Origin of the sequence: Paraburkholderia azotifigens, from assembly GCF_007995085.1 — a bacterium.
GTDB classification, from domain to species: domain Bacteria; phylum Pseudomonadota; class Gammaproteobacteria; order Burkholderiales; family Burkholderiaceae; genus Paraburkholderia; species Paraburkholderia azotifigens.
In genome coordinates, this window is the sequence record NZ_VOQS01000005.1 from 2,124,223 (window position 1) to 2,141,837 (window position 17,615).

The 17,615-nt window shown below is 62.0% G+C and carries 14 protein-coding genes and 2 pseudogenes; 9 read left to right on the forward strand and 7 right to left on the reverse strand.

The features are described 5' to 3' along the window. Nucleotides 1-312 precede the first annotated feature (312 nt). Nucleotides 313-1,212, reverse strand: coding sequence for a LysR family transcriptional regulator (locus FRZ40_RS41540; RefSeq protein ID WP_028371299.1), 900 nt, complete (start codon nucleotides 1,210-1,212; stop codon nucleotides 313-315). 102 nt (nucleotides 1,213-1,314) lie between these two features. Here FRZ40_RS41540 and FRZ40_RS41545 point away from each other — a divergent pair, with 102 nt between their 5' ends. The 8 genes from FRZ40_RS41545 to FRZ40_RS41580 all read left to right on the forward strand — a co-directional run bounded on the left by FRZ40_RS41545 (nucleotide 1,315) and on the right by FRZ40_RS41580 (nucleotide 9,997). Further along, entirely contained in the window at nucleotides 1,315-3,408 is a 2,094-nt protein-coding gene (locus FRZ40_RS41545) for an acetate--CoA ligase family protein (protein WP_147238165.1), read from the forward strand. Beyond that, complete coding sequence (locus tag FRZ40_RS41550) at nucleotides 3,405-4,178, forward strand: enoyl-CoA hydratase/isomerase family protein (RefSeq protein WP_147238166.1); 774 nt, start codon at nucleotides 3,405-3,407, stop codon at nucleotides 4,176-4,178. The genes FRZ40_RS41545 and FRZ40_RS41550 overlap by 4 nt, the downstream gene beginning before the upstream one ends. Further along, nucleotides 4,175-5,593 carry an aldehyde dehydrogenase family protein gene (locus tag FRZ40_RS41555; RefSeq protein WP_147238167.1) on the forward strand — a complete coding sequence of 473 codons (1,419 nt, stop codon included), beginning with the start codon at nucleotides 4,175-4,177 and terminating at the stop codon, nucleotides 5,591-5,593. Before FRZ40_RS41550 ends, FRZ40_RS41555 begins: the two co-directional genes overlap by 4 nt. A gap of 22 nt (nucleotides 5,594-5,615) precedes the next feature. Beyond that, nucleotides 5,616-6,434: an enoyl-CoA hydratase gene (locus FRZ40_RS41560; protein WP_147238168.1), complete on the forward strand. Its 819-nt coding sequence runs from the start codon at nucleotides 5,616-5,618 to the stop codon at nucleotides 6,432-6,434. 94 nt (nucleotides 6,435-6,528) lie between these two features. After that, complete coding sequence (locus tag FRZ40_RS41565) at nucleotides 6,529-7,842, forward strand: MFS transporter (protein WP_147238169.1); 1,314 nt, start codon at nucleotides 6,529-6,531, stop codon at nucleotides 7,840-7,842. Nucleotides 7,843-8,066: 224 nt separating this feature from the next. After that, nucleotides 8,067-8,381 (forward strand): DUF6678 family protein, encoded by a 315-nt coding sequence (locus tag FRZ40_RS46085; RefSeq protein WP_147238170.1) that lies wholly within the window; start codon nucleotides 8,067-8,069, stop codon nucleotides 8,379-8,381. A gap of 118 nt (nucleotides 8,382-8,499) precedes the next feature. Continuing rightward, nucleotides 8,500-8,811: a hypothetical protein gene (locus FRZ40_RS41575; protein WP_147238171.1), complete on the forward strand. Its 312-nt coding sequence runs from the start codon at nucleotides 8,500-8,502 to the stop codon at nucleotides 8,809-8,811. A 154-nt stretch (nucleotides 8,812-8,965) separates the two neighbouring features. After that, nucleotides 8,966-9,997, forward strand: coding sequence for an IS110 family RNA-guided transposase (locus FRZ40_RS41580; protein WP_147236588.1), 1,032 nt, complete (start codon nucleotides 8,966-8,968; stop codon nucleotides 9,995-9,997). A gap of 902 nt (nucleotides 9,998-10,899) precedes the next feature. On the opposite strand, the pseudogene FRZ40_RS41585 reads toward FRZ40_RS41580, so the two are convergent. The 5 genes and pseudogenes from FRZ40_RS41585 to FRZ40_RS41605 form a co-directional block, all read right to left on the reverse strand. Continuing rightward, nucleotides 10,900-11,238, reverse strand: a pseudogene (locus tag FRZ40_RS41585) (NmrA/HSCARG family protein); the annotation flags it as partial. A 180-nt stretch (nucleotides 11,239-11,418) separates the two neighbouring features. Continuing rightward, nucleotides 11,419-12,183 carry an amino acid ABC transporter ATP-binding protein gene (locus FRZ40_RS41590; RefSeq protein WP_147238172.1) on the reverse strand — a complete coding sequence of 255 codons (765 nt, stop codon included), beginning with the start codon at nucleotides 12,181-12,183 and terminating at the stop codon, nucleotides 11,419-11,421. Beyond that, nucleotides 12,180-12,848, reverse strand: coding sequence for an amino acid ABC transporter permease (locus FRZ40_RS41595; RefSeq protein WP_147238173.1), 669 nt, complete (start codon nucleotides 12,846-12,848; stop codon nucleotides 12,180-12,182). Before FRZ40_RS41595 ends, FRZ40_RS41590 begins: the two co-directional genes overlap by 4 nt. 17 nt (nucleotides 12,849-12,865) lie before the next feature. Next, the gene (locus tag FRZ40_RS41600) at nucleotides 12,866-13,636 is read right to left on the reverse strand and encodes a transporter substrate-binding domain-containing protein (protein ID WP_147238174.1); all 771 of its coding nucleotides are present in this window, start codon (nucleotides 13,634-13,636) and stop codon (nucleotides 12,866-12,868) included. A 42-nt stretch (nucleotides 13,637-13,678) separates the two neighbouring features. Next, nucleotides 13,679-14,428 carry an IclR family transcriptional regulator gene (locus tag FRZ40_RS41605; protein ID WP_028369100.1) on the reverse strand — a complete coding sequence of 250 codons (750 nt, stop codon included), beginning with the start codon at nucleotides 14,426-14,428 and terminating at the stop codon, nucleotides 13,679-13,681. Nucleotides 14,429-14,636: 208 nt separating this feature from the next. Between FRZ40_RS41605 and FRZ40_RS41610 the strand changes: the two are divergent. Next, nucleotides 14,637-14,921 (forward strand): annotated as a pseudogene (locus FRZ40_RS41610) (ANTAR domain-containing protein); the annotation flags it as partial. Between the two features lie 159 nt (nucleotides 14,922-15,080). Here the strand turns inward: FRZ40_RS41610 and FRZ40_RS41615 are convergent. Then, the gene (locus FRZ40_RS41615; protein ID WP_147238570.1) at nucleotides 15,081-17,495 is read right to left on the reverse strand and encodes an acetamidase/formamidase family protein; all 2,415 of its coding nucleotides are present in this window, start codon (nucleotides 17,493-17,495) and stop codon (nucleotides 15,081-15,083) included. Nucleotides 17,496-17,615: the final 120 nt, after the last annotated feature.

The window sequence follows — 17,615 nt, forward strand, 5'->3', positions numbered from 1 at the left end:
CCTCCGATTGCACCCAAGGACGATTCTTGGCGGCCTCTGCGCGAGCACGGGGTAGAAGACAGTTTTAACTGACACTTGACGAGTTCTTTACGCGGCGTCCACGATACCTGCAATTCCTTGAGGGTTGCAGTCGACGACAAGGCCACTAGCCGTGATCGAAAATGACGTGGTCAGTTGAACGACCGTTCCGCACACATGAGCCGACGTGGTAGTTGGATGGGGCGAACGTCCACGGTCGAAACCAGCATGCCGGCCACTGCTAGTTGCTGTCGCTGTGAGAACGCATATGAGCACACGCGCGCAATAGTTTCCCTATGCGGCCAGCAATTCGCTCGTCAATTCGCGCAATCGTGAACCGACAAAGCGCGCTGCTTTGAGAAGAGGGCGCTGCCGGGTGAATCCGAGCGCAATCGTGCGCTTGATGGCCGGACGCTCGATCCGCGTCGCTGCAAGCCGGCCCGACTTGAGCTCTTCTCGCACTGCGAGTTCCGGGAGGATCGTGAAAGCGCCGCCGCTTGCCGCGACGTCCTTCATTGCGGTGAGCGTGTCGACTTCCATCACGATGTTCAGCGCCACGCCATGTTCGCGCGCGAGATGATCGAGCACCGCGCGCAAGCCGTTCGGCGCGGCGGGTAGCACGAGACGTAACCCCGCGAGCCGTTTGAACGCGATCGTGCTGCCACTGAATACCTCGTGGCGAGGCTCACCGACGAGAAACGTGTCGACGACGCCAAGCACGTCCTCGTGCCGCCCCTGTGCCTTGCCGTAGCGGTTCACGACGATCATGTCGAGACGTCCGTTACCGAGCTGTTCGTCGAGCGACCCGCTGAAACCCTCCGCGATGTGCAGCTTCACGGCGGGCGCCTTCTCGCTGATATCTGCGAACAGCAGCGGTAGCAATTGCGGCGCGAGGGACGGCAGCATGCCGATATGCACCGTGCCCGACAGCGCACCCGCCGATTCCCCGACCGCGACCCGCAGGCGCTCCGCCTGATTCAGCAGCAGCGTCACCTCCGGCTGTACGTGCCGGCCGAACTCGGTCAACTGCATGCCGCGGCCAGTGCGCTCGAACAGCCGGTCGCGCCACTCTTCCTCCAGTTGCGCGAGATTGCGGCTGACGAGCGACTGTGCGACGCCCAGCGCCTGGGCCGCCCGGGAGATCGAGCCGAGTTCCGCGACAACCGCGAAAGTCTCCAGTTGCTTCAGGTTCATGGTTTCACAAAAGTAGAAAGCTGATATAGCCAATCTAACACTTCCTGATATCGACCGGTGCACGTAGCCTTCGATCATGCATTCCTGATCGACGAAGACAACATGCTCAAGAGACGAAACGACATCCTTCATGCGCCGGTGGCAGCCTTTTGGAGCCCGGCATCGGTGGCGGTGATCGGCGCATCGGACAATCCGAACAAGGTTGGCGGGCGCGCAATCCACTACATGCAGCGTTACGGGTTCCAAGGGCGCATCCTGCCCGTCAATCCGCAGCGCGCCGAGGTGCAGGGGCTGACCTGCTACGCGAGCCTCGCGCATCTGCCCGAGGTGCCGGAGGCGGCGATCATTGCGGTCGCGGGCGAGGCGGCCAGCGAAGCGATCCGCGCATGCGCCGACATGGGCGTCTCCATCGCCATCGTGATGGCGTCGGGTTTCGCGGAAACCGGTGCACAGGGCCGCGCATTGCAGGACGATCTCATGCGTTATGCGGAGGCGGCCGGTATGCGCATCGTCGGGCCGAACGCACAGGGGATGGCCAATTTTGCGAGCGGCGCGGTACTGAACTTCAGCACGATGTTCATGGAAGTCGAACCGATGGACGGCCCGATCGCGATCGTGAGCCAGAGCGGCGCAGCGAGTGTGATGCCCTATGTGCTGTTGCGCGAACGCGGTCTCGGCGTGCGCTATCTCGCGGCCACGGGCAACGACGCCGATCTGGGCGTGTCGGAACTGGCGCTGAGCGTCGCGGCAGACGAATCGATCCGCCTGATTCTGGTGTACGTCGAGTCGTTGTCGCAACCCGCGATGCTTGCGCAGGCTGCGCGTATCGCGCGATCACGAGGCGCACGCGTGGTGCTGCTCAAAGGCGGCAGCAGCGCGCTGGGCGCAGCCGCTGCCGCATCGCATACGGGCGCGCTCGCCGGTGAGGATGCCGCGCTCGATGCGTTCCTCGAACGCCACGGCATCCTGCGAGCCCGCGATATCCACGAACTCGTCAACGCGGCTGCGCTGTTCGAGCGCGGCTTTCCGGTGCGCGAAGGCCGCACGGTGGTGATGAGCCACAGCGGCGCGGTCGGCGTGCTGTGCGCGGATGCGGCCGAACGCGTGGGCGTGCCGCTCGCGAAGCTGTCGGCATCGACGCTCGATGCGCTCGCGCAGATTCTTCCCGGCTTCGCGACGGCGGGCAATCCACTCGATCTGACCGCGTCGCTGCTCGGCAACGGCGCGATGTTTGCGCAGGTGCTCGATGTACTCGGCAGCGACGCGCAGGCCGATATGTTCGTGATTGGCGTTCCCGTCGCCGGACCCGGCTACGACGTCCCCGATCTCGCGCGCAGCGCCGCGCGTTTCATGCAGTCGCACCGCAAGCCGTTGGTGGTCACTGCGCCGCAGCGTTCGGTGCGTGCCGCGTTCGAAGCGTGCGGCGTGCCGACGTACAGCAGCGAGACCGGCGCGATCCACGCGCTCTGGCAGTACGCGCACGCCGAGCGCATGCATTGCGCCGCGGAGCCAGCACTGTCGCCCACTGTCACCGACGTTCCGCAAGGCTTGCTCGATGAGGCGGCGAGCCTGAGCCTGCTGCAACGCTATGGCGTGCCCATCGTCGATCACGCTGTCTGCACGGATGCCGACGAAGCCGCCGCTATCGCAAAGACGTTGGGCGAGAGGGTCGTCGTCAAAGGCTGCGCAGCGGAGATTCCACACAAGAGCGAGCACGGTCTCGTGCATATCGGTGTGAGCGATGCGTACGGTGCTGCGCAAGATTGCCTCGCGCGACTGACGTCGCTCGGCGTGAAAAATCCGCGCGTCGTCGTCGCACGGATGGCGCGCGGTCTGCACGAGTTCATGCTGGGCGTCACGGTCGATCCCGTGCTCGGTCCGATCGTCGTGATCGGCGAAGGCGGCACGCTGGTCGAGATTCGCGGCGATGTCGTGTCGCTGCTGGCGCCGTTCACCGTCGATGACGCGCTCGCCGCGCTTCGCCGTCTGCGCATTGCGCCGCTCATCGACGGCTATCGCGGCCAGCCCGCGCTCGACGCCGATGCGCTGGCACAAGCGGCTGTTGCGCTCGGCGACTTCGCGATCGCGCACCGCACGTCGCTCGTGTCCGTCGACATGAATCCGGTGATGCTGATGGAGCGCGGCAAAGGTGTCGTCGTGGTGGACGCCGTCGTCGAATTCGGGAGTCAGCCATGAGCGAGATTCTTTGCGATATCCACGACGACATCGCGCTCGTTACGCTGAATCGTCCGGCCAGACTCAATGCGGTGCATCGGGCGCTGCGCGCGTCGCTCATCGCGACGCTCGCGCGTCTGAACAAAGACGCGAGCGTGCGGGCGATCGTGTTGACGGGCGCGGGCGAGCGGGCGTTCTGTGCCGGGCAGGATCTGGAAGAAGCCGCTGACGTCGATATCGCGCGGATTCCTGCCTGGCTCGACTCGCAACGCGCGATGTATCAGGCCGTGCGCGATCTCGACAAGCCGTGCATCGCCGCGCTCAACGGCGTCGCGGCGGGCGCGGGGTTTCAGGTCGCGCTCTGCGCGGACTGGCGCGTCGCGGCGACGCATGCGCGCATCGGCCAGCCCGAGGTCAAGGCGGGGCTGGCAAGCATCGTCGGGTCGTATCTGATGACGCTGCATGTCGGCATGACGCACAACGTGCAGATGTCGCTGTCGGGCGAGCTGATCGATGCGCGGCGCGCCTACGACATCGGGCTCGTGACGGAACTCGCCGAGCGAGCGGATGTGCTGGCCGCCGCGCTCGAACGCGCGAAGCAACTGGCGAGACTCCCCGCGCACGCGATGAAGCTCTCGAAGCAGCGCTTTCGCACGCTGACGCAGCCGGGCTTCGATGCCGCGTGCGCAGCCGGCATCGAAGCGCAAACCGAATGCTATGCGCACGGCGAGCCGCAAATGGCCATGCGCGCTTTTCTCAATGCGAAGGCTTCTATGGATATCAAGGCATGATTCACTACAACCAGCATCTGATCGATGGCGAGATGCGCGCGGCGACGGGCGCGGCCATCACGACCGTCTACGATTCGACGACGGAGGAGCCCATTGCGACCGTCGCGCACGGCAGCACCGCTGAAGTCGACGCCGCCGTCAAGGCGGCGCGCGCGGCGTTCGCGCGCTGGTCGGGCACATCGGTCGAGGAACGCTCGAAGTATCTGCTAACCGTCGCCGATGCGCTCGAAGCGCGCTCCGATCGCATGGCGGCGGATGTCGTCGCCGAAGTCGGCATGCCGTTGAAGCTCACGCGCCGCATCCAGGTGCAGATGCCGATTGCCGCGTGGCGCGCTTCGGCTGCACAGGCCGCCGAAGCGCTGGCGGAAGCGCGCATCGGGCACTCGCTCGTGACGAAGGAACCCGTCGGCGTGGTCGCGGCGATCACACCATGGAACTATCCGCTGCATCAGATCACGGCGAAGCTGGCGGCGGCGCTCGTTGCCGGTTGCTGTGTCGTGCTCAAGCCGTCGGAGCTGGCGCCGGGCGTGGTCGGCGCGCTATGCGCTGCGGCGCTCGAAGCTGGCCTGCCGCGTGGCGTGTTGAACATCGTCTGGGGTGATCGGGCGACAGGTGAAGCACTCGTTGCGCACCCGGGCGTCGATATGGTCTCGTTCACCGGGTCGACGGCTGCAGGCAGACATATCGCGGCGACGGCGGGCGGATTGCTCAAGCGCGTGGCGCTCGAACTCGGCGGGAAGTCCGCGAGCATTGCGCTGCCGGATGCGGATCAGGCCGCGGTCGTCAAGCACGCGCTGTCGTCGTGCATGTTGAATTCTGGACAGACATGCAGCGCGTTCACGCGGCTCATCGTGCCCGAGGCGCACTACGCGGCCTATCGCGAGGAGCTTCGCGCGGCGATGGCGAATCTGCGCGTCGGCGATCCGCGCGATGCCGACACGCGCATCGGTCCGCTCGTGTCGGCTGAGCATCGGAATCGCGTGAATGCGTACATCGAACGCGCTCGACAAGCCTGCCATGACGATATCTCCCATGGCGCGGAGCCCGCGCTGCCGCCGCGCGGCTATTTTGTCGCACCGGCCATCTTCGGACGTGTGCCGATCGGCTCGGAACTCGCACAGGAAGAAGTCTTCGGTCCCGTGCTCGCCATGCAGACCTATGCGACGGAAGACGAAGCCGTGTCGCTAGCCAACGGCACGCCGTACGGTCTCGCGGGCGCGGTGTGGAGCGCTTCGGCGGAACATGCCTGGCGTGTCGCGCGCCGCTTGCGTGCTGGCCAGGTCGATGTGAACGGCGCGCCGTTCAACGCGCGTGCGCCGTTCGGCGGCTTCGGGGCATCGGGCATCGGCCGCGAGGGCGGCGCGTTCGGCATCGAAGAGTTTGTCGAGCTTCGCGCGATCCAGCTTCCGCAATGAAACGTACAGAGAGAACACGAGCATGAGCAAGCAAATCGACATCGCACGCGCGGGCGCGCATGAACAGGTAGCCGTCGTATCGTTCAACCGGCCGGACAAGATGAACGCGCTCACCAAGATTATGGAAGGGCAATTGCGCGACACATTCATCGCGCTCGACCGTGATGAAACGGTGCGCGCGATCGTGCTGACGGGCAGCGGGCGTGCCTTCTGCGCCGGTATGGATATCGCCGAACTCGAAGTGCTGCCGCCCGAAGACATCCGCGCGGCCGAATGGATGCGTCCTTACGACATGAACCGCCGCGCCGATTATCAAAGCCGCTACTCGTACTTCATGGGCGTGCGCAAGCCGATCATCAGCGCGATCAACGGCGCGGCCGCCGGGCTGGGTCTGGTGTTCGCGCTCTACAGCGATGTCCGCTTCGCCAGCGACAAGGCCATTTTCTCGACAGCATTCGCGAAGCGCGGATTGATCGCCGAGCATGGCATTGCGTGGATGCTTCCGCGCGTGGTCGGTCCCGGGCACGCCGCCGACATGCTGTATTCCGCGCGCAAGGTGAGCGCGGACGAAGCGCTTGCGATGCGGCTCGTCGAGCGCGTCCTGCCGCACGAGACATTGCTCGCCGATACGATCGCTTATGCAGACGATCTCGCGACGAATGTTTCGCCGCGCTCCATCCGCATCATGAAGCAGCAGCTCGGCGAGGTGCCGTTCCAGACGCTCGCGGAGGCGATCGCGCTTGCCAATCGTGAGATGTTCCATAGCATCCAGAGCGAGGACTTTACGGAAGGCGTCGCGCATTTCGTCGAGCGCAGGCAGGCACGATTCACAGGCGCGTAATCAGGAGACGCCGCGCACGGTGCAAGCATGATGCATCCGCAAATCGCGCGGCAAGACGACCATGGCCGACAGAGCCGAACCAGGAGACACGAAGATGAATATGAACCTGAACGCGGACATCCTGTCCGCGGAACAAGCGCGGTCGGGAGATGCCGTCTACCGCAAGATCGCATGGCGCTTCATGCCGTTGCTGTTCATCTGCTATGTGGTCGCGTATCTCGATCGCGTGAACGTCGGCTTTGCGAAGCTGACCATGTTGAACGACCTCGGCTTCAGCGAAGCCGCGTACGGTATCGGCGCGGGCATTTTCTTCATCGGCTATTTCATGGCGGAGGTGCCGAGCAACCTGATTCTGCATCGCGTGGGCGCGCGGCGATGGATCGGTCGCATCATGGTGACGTGGGCGATCGTATCGGCGGCGATGGCGTGGACGCATTCGACCACGCAGTTCTATGTGCTGCGCTTTCTGCTCGGCGTTGCCGAAGCCGGGTTTCTGCCGGGCATTCTGCTCTATCTCGGGCAGTGGTTTCCGGCGCACCGGCGCGGCAAGATGGTGGCGATCCTGATGGCGGGCAATCCCGTCTCCGGAATCATCGGCGGCGCGGTGTCGGGCTACATCCTGCACGCGATGAACGGCTGGCACGGCATGGCCGCGTGGCAATGGCTCTTCATTCTCGAAGCCGTGCCCGCCGCGCTGCTCGGACTCGTGGTGTACTTCTTCCTCACCGACAAGGTCACCGATGCGCGATGGCTCGACGCGGAAGAACGCGCCGTTGCGACCCTTGAGATCGCCGCGGACACGGCTGCCCGAATGCATACGTCGGTGCGCTACGGCCTGACGGGCGGGCGCGTGTGGCTGCTATGCGCGATCCTGTTCTTCATCGTGATGGGCACCAGCACGATCGGTTTCTGGCAGCCGACGATCATCCGGAGCGCCGGTGTGAAGGACCCGCTCATGATCGGCCTGCTGGCGATGATTCCCTATCTCGCCGCGCTCATCGGCATGCTGTACGCGGGTCGCAGTTCGGATCGCATGCGGGAGCGCCGTTGGCACGCGATCGTACCCGTGCTGCTGTCGATTCCGGGCTTCCTGCTGTGCGCGCTGGGCGGTCAGGAACCGCTGGTCGCGATGATCGGCCTCACGATCGCGACGGCGAGCATCATCACTTCGCTGCCGATGTTCTGGGCGCTGCCGTCGTCGTTCCTCGGCGGCGCGGGCGCGGCGGCCGGCATCGCGCTGATCAATTCGACGGGCAATCTCGCCAGCTTCTTTGGGCCGGCCTTGCTCGGCTGGCTGCAAACCACGACGCATTCGTTGACGGCCGGGCTCGTGCTCGTGTCGGTGTGCCTCCTGATTGCCGCATTGATGATCCTGATCTGGGTGCCGGCAAAAATGGTTAACCGATAGACCCCAGTGCAGTCGGACGGGACTTGATGTCGATTGCGCCGAATGTGGAGAAGCGCTCCAGTTCTCGTGCATCCGCGCAGGACAATGGTCGGTTTTCCGCTGTCGGCCACTAGCAGTCGTTCGACACTGGCGCGAGAATCGTCAACAATGCAGCCAAGAGGGACGGCCCGATTTTGGGGCTGCATGATTCTCTACATCGGCTTTTCGATAGGCGGGCTCAACCCATGATTCCTGTTATGAACGATACAAAATGGTCCGAATTACGGATGGGTATGCATGGGCTCGGGGAATTGTCGCCTCGATTCCGCGTTCGTAGCCTTCGGAGCGGTGGAATCAGCGCGTGGGATCGGGAATGGTTCTATCACTTCTTCGGTCGTCGTGAAGAGGATGAATGGGTCGAGGTTGAGGTGACGACAACTGCACAGCACGACGCTGTACTGCGTCTACTCCAGTCGGTGCATGTCCCTGGTATAACGACAGAGAACGGCTTCAGAATTTTCGGCTACGTTGCTAGAGGAGCGCAGGTCGACTACCTTTAGCTGGAGCAACCCGAGGACGAATTGCGGCCAGAAGCGGTCGGTCGACGCCGACGCCTAGATCGTGGACAATTTCCGTCTCCGTCTCTTGATGAGCGAGTCGTGAGATAAGGGAAAGCTGATGGGACACAAGTTGGCCGATGATGAACTGGAACTGTACCGGCGAGTGGACGAAGTTCTGTTCTATGTTTGGGACCCGATTGGCGTCGCGAACAGCCCGGCGGCACGCGACGAATATTATGGGTACCTGCCCGTCGTTTTCTCAATGCTGCAGAGTGAGGGAGCGAATGCGTCGATAATCGCGGCATACCTTGACAGCATCGCGAGCGAGCGAATGGGTCTGGATGCGAATCCTGAACATTCCAACCGCGTCGCCCAATTGCTGCTCGACTGGAAAATCGAAGTCCGAACAATATTTGCACGGCCGAAGTGAGCTTACGGATCAACTCAAGCTCTCAGCGTCGATGAGGCTCAGCTTCCACAAACGGCTAGGAACAATGGGATGGACTCCTCCTCACCCGGCTGGCTCGCAGCGCACGGCGCATGATTGTCGTCGCGTTCGACCAGTCAACGAGGAGGAACCTGAAATGGACATGATTCGTGTTGGGATTGATCTCGCTAAAAACGTTTTCCAGATGCATGGCGTCGATCGAAGCGAGAAGGCAATATGGCGCCGCAAGCTTGCCCGCGTGGAATGGCTGGATGTCTTGCAACGGACGGTTCCTCTGCATGCCGTGATAGGAATGGAAGCCTGCGGTAGTGCGCATCATTGGGCGCGTCGTCTTCAGGCGATCGGATATACCGTGAAGCTGATAGCCCCGCAGTTTGTGAAGCCGTACGTCAAGAGTAACAAAAACGACGCAAACGACGCCGAAGCTATCTGTGAAGCGATGAGCCGGCCAGGCATGCGCTTTGTCGCCGTCAAGACCGTCGAGCAGCAGGACGTGCAGGCGGTTCACCGCGTCCGCGCCGGTTTAATGGAGCAACGTAACGCAAAGGCAAACCAGATTCGCGGCCTGACCTCCGAATATGGCATTGTGGCGCCCCGAGAGATTCTCCAGTTGCGCCGCGCTGTTCCTGTCTGGATGGAAAACGTAAACAGCGGTCTGAGCGACCGATTCCGGCGTCTGCTCAGGGGGCTGTGGGAGGACCTGCGCTCCCTGGACGACCGGATTCGCGAACTCGATCGTGAAATTGCTGCGATTGCCGCATCCGATCCCGTCGCCAGACGTTTGCAGCAATTACGCGGCGTTGGGCCAATGGTTGCAACGGCGTTGATCGCAACCGTGGGCGATGCCCGACAGTTTTCCAATGGCCGACAGATGGCGGCGTCGCTCGGACTGACGCCCAGACAAAACAGCTCCGGTGGAAGAGAGCGGCTTCTAGGGATTAGCAAGAGAGGTGACGCTTACGTGCGTTGCCTGTTAATCCACGGCGCACGCGCGATGATCCAGATGGCCCGTCGACGGACTGATGCGCTAAGTCTGTGGGTGATGCGCATAGCAGGCAGCCGGCATCCGAACATTGCAGCCGTAGCGCTAGCAAACAAAACCGCACGCATAGCCTGGGCGATGATTACACGGGAAACCGATTACCAGCCGGAACTTGCCGCACATTGAAACAGTAACTACCAGCAGTACCTTCATCCACGGTTGCAAAACAAGCCGCACGATGGCCAACAGGTCGAACCGGCGCTGATCAAACCCGTGACTGACCGAGGCCTTGAGCCCGTAGGAACGATTGGGAGTCAGCGCGCGAATAGCCCATCAGGGTCCGTTGCCTCACAGAGGCACAGTTGTACGAGACCGGATATACGTGAGCAATCGACACCGAGGCTTGACAAGCGACGTGTTTGCAAACGAGGAGGAGTCCATATACGGTCGGTCGACATGGCCGTCAAGATCGCTGAGAATCGTTAAATTTGCACCGACGGGCAGGTACCTTGATTACAAACTCAGATCGCATACGGGAGAAGCTTCGCGCCGCGGCGTATCGCGAGGCGCTTTTGATTGGCCGCGTGGCGTTGGCAGAGTCTCCGTGTGACCGTGAAGTAATCGCGGCGCTGCACGATTTGACTGAGCAGCTGCGGTCGAATTGCATGGACCTGGCGGTACGGAAAATGGACGTCGGTCCCTCGTATGCCACGCTTGAAAGTGTGCTGAGAGAAGCGAACAAATTGACGGGCCAAGACATGTATGGAAGAAAATTAACATCATCACCTAGTCAGTAGCCGCAACCCGTGTCGGGGATGCCAGGAACAGCATATCGGTGGAACGGCCGATTTGGAGCAACGCGACTGACCGCTCCGGGGTGGCTTCGGTCTATCATCGTCCGGATATGGCGGATTGCCGTGATAAAACATCCATCAAGGTAGCGGAAAGTGAAGGGGTAGTTGGCCGCCAGTACGCTTCTCTGCAGTTTGCACCGTCGACACCGGTAGGGCGGCCTGAACTCTCTCGAAGCGATCGGTCAGGTAGCGGCGGATCGCTCGACGGCTCAACGAGCTAGTCATATGCACATATCACGATGCCATCCCGACTTCGAATTCGCGGTACGAGTGCAGCGGGCGGCCCAGGATCCGCGTAACACGCTCGACCTCCCCGGCCTCCGAAAGCATGCCATCGCCGACATAACGCTCGGCCATCAGGCGCATCTCATACGCCATCCAGTTGGGCACGAAGCTCGCCAGGTTCTGCTCGAAGCCTGAAGGATCGTCGCTGCCGTAGATGATGGGACGGGCCAGGCCCTCGGACCAGATCGAGGCCAGCCCCGATCCCGTCAGCATGTCGGGGCCGACGAGGTCGATGATGTCGTTCGGCAGATTGGCCGCCGCCTCATTCCGGCGGATCAGTTCGGTGGCTTTCTGGTGCTACCGGCCGGGAAAAGCGCGGATGCCAATGTGGTACCCCGCGATAGCTTGTTTCGCTGCCCGCAGCGGTCCATTCGGGCCGCACATTCTTGCACGGGCCGCCGGGCAGCAGCGCGTGCTCAGCGAGCAGCACCTTTGCTTATGATCGACACGGCGTACCACGCCGCCCGCTCATGACCGCGACAACACCGCTTGCAAAAATGAACGCGTGCGAGATTGGGTCGGTGTCGAAAAAATCTGCGCAGGCGGACCGGCCTCGACGATCTCTCCGCCGTCCATCACGACGACGACATCGGCGACTTCCTTTGCGAAGCCCATTTCGTGCGTGACGACGAGCATCGTCATGCCCTCGGACGCTAGCAGCTTCATCACCTGCAGGACTTCGCCGACGAGTTCGGGATCGAGCGCGGAGGTGGGTTCATCGAACAGCATGACGCGTGGCTGCATCGCCAGCGCGCGCGCAATCGCGACACGCTGTTTCTGGCCGCCCGATAGACTGGCGGGCATCGCATGCGCTTTGTGTTCGAGACCGACTTTCTTGAGCAATGTGAGCGCGGCGGCTTCGGCATCGGCTTTCGACGCGTCACGCAGCATGCGTGGCCCGACGGTGATGTTGTGCAGAACCGAAAGATGCGGAAACAGGTTGAACGACTGAAACACCATGCCTACTTCGGTGCGCAGCGCATTGAGTTCGCGCTCCTTGAGTATCGTGCCGTGATCGACGAGGCGGCGACCGCAGATATCGATCGTTCCGCGCTCCGGCCGTTCCAGCCCGTTGCAGCAGCGCAGGAACGTGCTCTTGCCTGAACCGCTCGGCCCGATCACGACCACGACCTGGCTTGGCTGAATATCGAAATCGATGCCGTTCAGGACACGATGCGAGCCGAATGATTTCGTCAGCTCGCGGATACTGACAATAGGACGAGCGCTATTCATTGCACCATCCCTCCTGCGCGCAGCCGACGCTCGACGCGATGAAGCATGTAGTTGGTCGTCTGCGTAAGCACGAGATAGACGAGCGCGATGACGAGATACACCTCGAGCGACCGATACGACACGCTGATGATCTTCTGCCCTTCATGCATCAGGTCGTCGATGGTCAAGAGCGACACCAGCGCAGAGTTCTTGATCAACGCGATGAACTCGTTGCCGAGCGGCGGAATCATACGCACGACGGCCTGCGGAAGAATGATTGCGCGCATCGCCTGTCCCGCCGACATGCCGATCGAGCGGGCCGCTTCCATTTGCCCGCGATCCACCGACTGAATCGCGCCGCGTACGACCTCCGAGACGTAAGCTGCCGAATACAAACCGAGCCCGAGCATGCCGCACACAAAAGCGGGCAATAGAATGTTGAACTGAGGCAAGCCAAAGAACAGCAGAAACAGTTGCACGAGAAGCGGTGTGCCGCGAAAGAAGATCAGATAGCCGGTGCAAAAACCGTAGACCAGACGACGCTGCGGGGAAAGCCGGCCAATACCGATCAGGAGTCCAAGCAGGCACGAGAGCACGAGCGCGGCGGCCGTCACTTCCACTGTGACGAGCGCGCCATGCGCAATATCGGCCCAACCGGCGAACGCCGGTGTGAAGTCGAGTTGCATGAGTCGGATCCGCCGGATTACTGCGCGTTTGCAGTGCTGCCGGCGCTTGCGCTGAACCACTTCTTCACGATCGCGTCGTACGTGCCGTCGGCCTTGATCTTCGCGAGTGCTGCGTTCATCTGGTCACGCAATTGCGGCTCGTCCTTGCGCACGGCGATGCCATACGCTTCCGTCGTCAGTTCCTTGTCCAGCACTCGGAAACCGGGACGCGTGCGCACGAACTGCCAGGCAGCCGGCTTGCCGGTCACGGCGGCGTCCGCACGGCCGATGCCGACCAGATCGAACATCTCCTGATTCTTTTCGACCTCCACGCGCTGCACTTGCGGATAGTTGTCGCGCAGGAAGTTGACCGACTTCGTGCCAACCTGCACGGTCACTTTCTTGCCGTTGAGATCGGCGAGTGTCTTGATCGGCGAATCGGCCTTGACGAGGGCAGAGAGGCCGCCAGCGAAGTAGGGCTGCGTGAAGTCGACGACCTGGGCGCGCTCGGGCGTGATGTAGATGGCGGAGATCGCCACATCGAAGCGATGCGCGACGAGGCCGGGGATGAGCCCCTTGAAGTCGATGTCGGTCCACTGGATCTGCTTGCCCATTGCCTTGGCGAGCGCATTCATGATGTCGATGTCGAAGCCGGTGCGCTGGCCCTTGTCGACGAACTCCATCGGCGGGAAAGTCGCGTCGGTCGCGATATTCAGTACATTCGCGTCTTGCGCGGCCACAGCGCCGGGTGAACCGGCAATGATGGCAATGCCGAGGCTTACGGCAGAAAGAAGGCTCTTTAGCTTCATGGTGTGGGTTCCAGTTGTGCGTGGTCAGTTGTCGAGTTGATTTCAGGCCGCTTGCAGCCGGGCGGAAATAGCGTTGGCGGTGCGCACAGTCCGGTCGGCGAGTTGCTGCTCGCGGCCTGCAGCGCGCGAGGACGGCGCCATCAGCGTGATCGATGCGCTGGCGCCAGCGCCGCGAGATGTGCGTCGGAATACGGGCGCGCTGACACCCCAAACGCCCGGGTCGACTTCGCTGTCGCTGATCGCGTAGCCGCGGGCGCGGATATTTTCCAGCTCTGCTTCGAGGGCGGTGCGGACTGATTCGTTGCCTGCAAACTGGCGTTCGAGCGTTTCGGCGCGCGTCCTGTCGGACATGAACGCCAGCAGTGACTTTGCAGATGCTCCCACACGCAACGGCACCGCGCGGCCCTTTTCGAACGAGCAACGCAGCGAGTGGGTGCTTTCGATCATCTCGAGGCAGATCACCTGATCGTTCACGGCAACGATGAGCCCGACGCTTTCTTGCGTCGTGCTCGAGAGTTGCATCATGCCGTCGCGGCTCGCTTCGACTAGCATCGAATTGATGTCGAAGCCGAGCGCAAGCTGAAGGCTGATCGGCCCCGGCGCATAGAAGCCAGCATCTTCCGTAACGAAACCCCAGCGTTTGAGGAGCGCGACTTGCCGGTAAAGCGTGCTTTGCGCGAGACCAGTCGCAGCGAGCATGTCCTTCACGGACATGGCATCTCCGTGGCTGGCGAGCGCGGTCAGCACGAGCAGCAGACGCTCGGCACCCACGACGCCTGTTTCCTGTTTCACAGTCATTCCTGAATGGGAAGAGAAGCGATGACAATGACCAGCAGAATGCCACGCTGCTCCCGCTGGACAAAAATTCAATTCCCACTGGCTGGGAATGACGGGGTTTTCCATGGAATTTCCCCAGGCTAGCCTGTTACCTCCCGTACGACGCGTGGTTCCGGGTTCGGAGCGAGACTGCGCGCAACTCATTGGGTCTCCGCCGCAATATGGGATTCTCAGCACACTGGTGCTGGCGCGCGCGTCTTGTGGTTATCAGCAGCGCCTGCAAGGAAAGGTCGGCAAGCTCGAAGAGGCAATCAAGGCACGGCGCCTCATCGAAAAAGCGATTCGCATTCTGATGGATGCTCACCGACTGGCTGAAAACGATGCATATGAGCACATGCGTTCACGAGTGACAAGTCTGCGCGTGATGGTCGGTGAAATCGCAACCATGGTGATCGATGCGCATGAGGCAATGGAAAAACTGGGTTTCGGAAAGGCACCGAAATCCTGACTCGGGGAGCATTCATGCAACGAGCCGGATGTAGCAGGTCTGTTGTAGTTGGCCGGTTTGGCCGGACATCTGCCCACCCGTTCACCTCCTCGATCGGCTCCTTCGGGTCGACCTGAGGCGATCGCCTCGGGCGGAGGTCGGCCAGAATCGGTCCCCGGCTCAGTCGGGCGATGTCCGTATGCTATGAGCCTGTTTTGTCCTTGATGCAAATAATGCCTTGCGTACGATCGCATGCACGCCCATATTGCCGTCGACGACCTGCGTCACTCCGAAGTCGATCGCAACGGAGATCAGCGAGATAGCCTCGTCCTCGGTCAACCCCTGCGTCGTCATCAGGAAGCGGCGCGTCTTGATGAAAGCGTCGCGCATTGCCAGGTCGAGTGTGGACTTCTCATATATCTTGCTTTGAGCCTGCACTCCGAATTCGGCCAGATAGTTTGCGTGACTAAAACCGTGAAGGACCCATTCGTCTGCCGTCTCCACGAGCGGATACGTGAGGTCGGCATATGTCTTCCCGGCAAGATCGGCTTTCTTGTGCAAGATGATCTGAAAATCTCCCGTCAACGAGCATTCAATTGCAGTGCCGCACAACTCGGAGTCGCCTTGTGACGCGTGCGGGTCGCCGACCGAAAGCAGGGCGCCAGGCACGCCGACTGTGAGATAGACGCTTGTCCCGGGCGCAATGCGCCAGTTGTCGAGATTTCCGCCGAACGCGGAAGGCGGTATCGAGTCGATAAGACCGCTCTGCTGTGGAGCGACGGCTATCAGCCCAAAATGAGGGCGCACGGGTATGCGTACGTCTCTGAGTACGTCAAAATTCTTCGCGACGGTTGTGTGGTCAACGGGAACGCCCGGGTAATCGATTGTCTCGTGGACCACGCCGTACGGATCGCGTTGCGGAGTCCAACGATAGTTATAGACTGCGCGCGCGTGGGGGCTGTGACTTTCGCTGTCGTCGAGCTCGTAGATCGTCACGACTTCGCGCGGCTTGGGTTCAGTCAGCAACTCCCGATAGTGAAAGCCCCACCAGGCCGCCGCGTTGCTGCCGAACACACGACCGGCGAAATGCGGATTGGCGCAGCGGCGCGGCCGCACGTCGAGGATGCGGACTTCCAGTACGTCACCTGGCTGCGCGCCTCGCACGGCCACAGGCCCGGTGCAGATATGCACGCCAAAGCCTTCTCCCGCGCCGCGACCATAGATTGACGCGTCGATTGGTCCTGCACCACGACGATTGACGTTCTTCCGTTCGGCTGTCCAGTGAAAAACGCTTTCTGCACCCGCATCGCCGGCGATCATGCGAGCCCAGTCGTCGGCTGCGTGCTGGGTGAGAGTCTCGATAGTCACCGTGTCGCCGCTGTCGATTTCAAGCACCGGTTTCAGATCGTGTGAAAAGTAGCCCCAATGCACCGTGTTCGCATTCACGCGCAGCAGGTGATGGCGCGCGCGCCTTCCCTTTCGCGCCGGCCGCGACTCCACGAGCACTTCGCGCTCCTCGTCGCTTGCAAGACTGGCTTCTGGGAGACCGGCTCGCGCCGCAGTTTCATCAGCCTTGATCTTTGCATGTCCTGCAACACTGTCGGCGTCCAGCGGCAGGCCGCGCGAAATCCGACGCACGAACTGACGCGCAAGTTCGAGGCTCGCTTCATGACGGAACTCGCGTGGCGACGTTCTGTACTGGTCGCGAAACGCGCGGCTGAAATGGGCTGGATCGTTGAAGCCCCATCGAAAGCAGATCTCGGAGATCGATTTCTTCTCATGCAGCGGGTCGACCAGTTCCGCACGGCAGCGTTCCAGCCGACGCACACGAAGATACGTCGAGAAGCTCTGACCCGCTGACTCAAAGAGCTTTTGCAGATACCGCGGCGAGACGCCCGTTTCCTGAGCAATCTCCGGGACGCTGAGCTTGGACTCTCCGAGGCGTGCATCGATGGAGCGGCACGCGCGCGCAAATATCGCAGCCTGCGACGCGGTCAAGCCATTTACGCTTTCGCTTCGCTGGGCTGACAGGCACGCAAAGAGGAATTCGGCAAGCGCAAGTTCGAGCGGCCGAAGCTCACTGCGCGACAAGGTGTCGACGGCTTCTCCGATGGCGTGAAGGAAGCGGGAGAATACCTGACCGATGCCGGCATTTCCTGCGATACGACCTGCACGCAGCGTGGCTGGTGCTAAAAGATGGGCGCTTAGTGCCGTACGCGGCACGAGCACGGAGAAGATCCGGAAGTCGGAGTCAAGCGTGAGCGAGGCGTGCTCGCGCGACGGCACGTAGATGACGTCGTTGACGGACAGTTGCGTCGAAATCCCATCGGCCGAGAGCGTCGCTTTTCCGTCCATCAGGAGCAGCAGTCGAAGACCGTCGTTGGTCGCGGAGTCGAATCGCAGTGTTTGCGCGACCGACGCAATCATGCTCAGTTCGAAGCCGCCGGCGGAAGTCTGCGAATGCATGGTGGCATGCAGCGCGCCATGCCCTGGTAGCGCGGTCCATCCGAGTCCCAGGCGCGACAGCGCTTCGCGCCAGGCGCCGGAGCGATCGCCTTCGCGATATGACTCGGTAGTAAACCGCTGCAAACTCAATCTGCCTCCCGTCCTGCGACAGCCGTACGCCTGTCGGCGGGCGCCGTCGATGTCGGGCGCGCTTGCCTTGCGCTGTGGCATTGCGAAGCAAAGTCCATGCCATTCGTTTTCGCATGTGCA

Excerpts from the sequence above, each read along its gene's own strand:
- FRZ40_RS41600 (WP_147238174.1), bottom strand. The coding sequence starts at position 13,636 with ATGAAGCTAAAGAGCCTTCTTTCTGCCGTAAGCCTCGGCATTGCCATC.
- FRZ40_RS41565 (WP_147238169.1), top strand. The coding sequence starts at position 6,529 with ATGAATATGAACCTGAACGCGGACATCCTGTCCGCGGAACAAGCGCGG.
- FRZ40_RS41540 (WP_028371299.1), bottom strand. The coding sequence starts at position 1,212 with ATGAACCTGAAGCAACTGGAGACTTTCGCGGTTGTCGCGGAACTCGGC.
- FRZ40_RS41550 (WP_147238166.1), top strand. The coding sequence starts at position 3,405 with ATGAGCGAGATTCTTTGCGATATCCACGACGACATCGCGCTCGTTACG.
- FRZ40_RS41545 (WP_147238165.1), top strand. The coding sequence starts at position 1,315 with ATGCTCAAGAGACGAAACGACATCCTTCATGCGCCGGTGGCAGCCTTT.
- FRZ40_RS41595 (WP_147238173.1), bottom strand. The coding sequence starts at position 12,848 with ATGCAACTCGACTTCACACCGGCGTTCGCCGGTTGGGCCGATATTGCG.
- FRZ40_RS41575 (WP_147238171.1), top strand. The coding sequence starts at position 8,500 with ATGGGACACAAGTTGGCCGATGATGAACTGGAACTGTACCGGCGAGTG.
- FRZ40_RS46085 (WP_147238170.1), top strand. The coding sequence starts at position 8,067 with ATGATTCCTGTTATGAACGATACAAAATGGTCCGAATTACGGATGGGT.
- FRZ40_RS41560 (WP_147238168.1), top strand. The coding sequence starts at position 5,616 with ATGAGCAAGCAAATCGACATCGCACGCGCGGGCGCGCATGAACAGGTA.
- FRZ40_RS41555 (WP_147238167.1), top strand. The coding sequence starts at position 4,175 with ATGATTCACTACAACCAGCATCTGATCGATGGCGAGATGCGCGCGGCG.
- FRZ40_RS41590 (WP_147238172.1), bottom strand. The coding sequence starts at position 12,183 with ATGAATAGCGCTCGTCCTATTGTCAGTATCCGCGAGCTGACGAAATCA.
- FRZ40_RS41580 (WP_147236588.1), top strand. The coding sequence starts at position 8,966 with ATGGACATGATTCGTGTTGGGATTGATCTCGCTAAAAACGTTTTCCAG.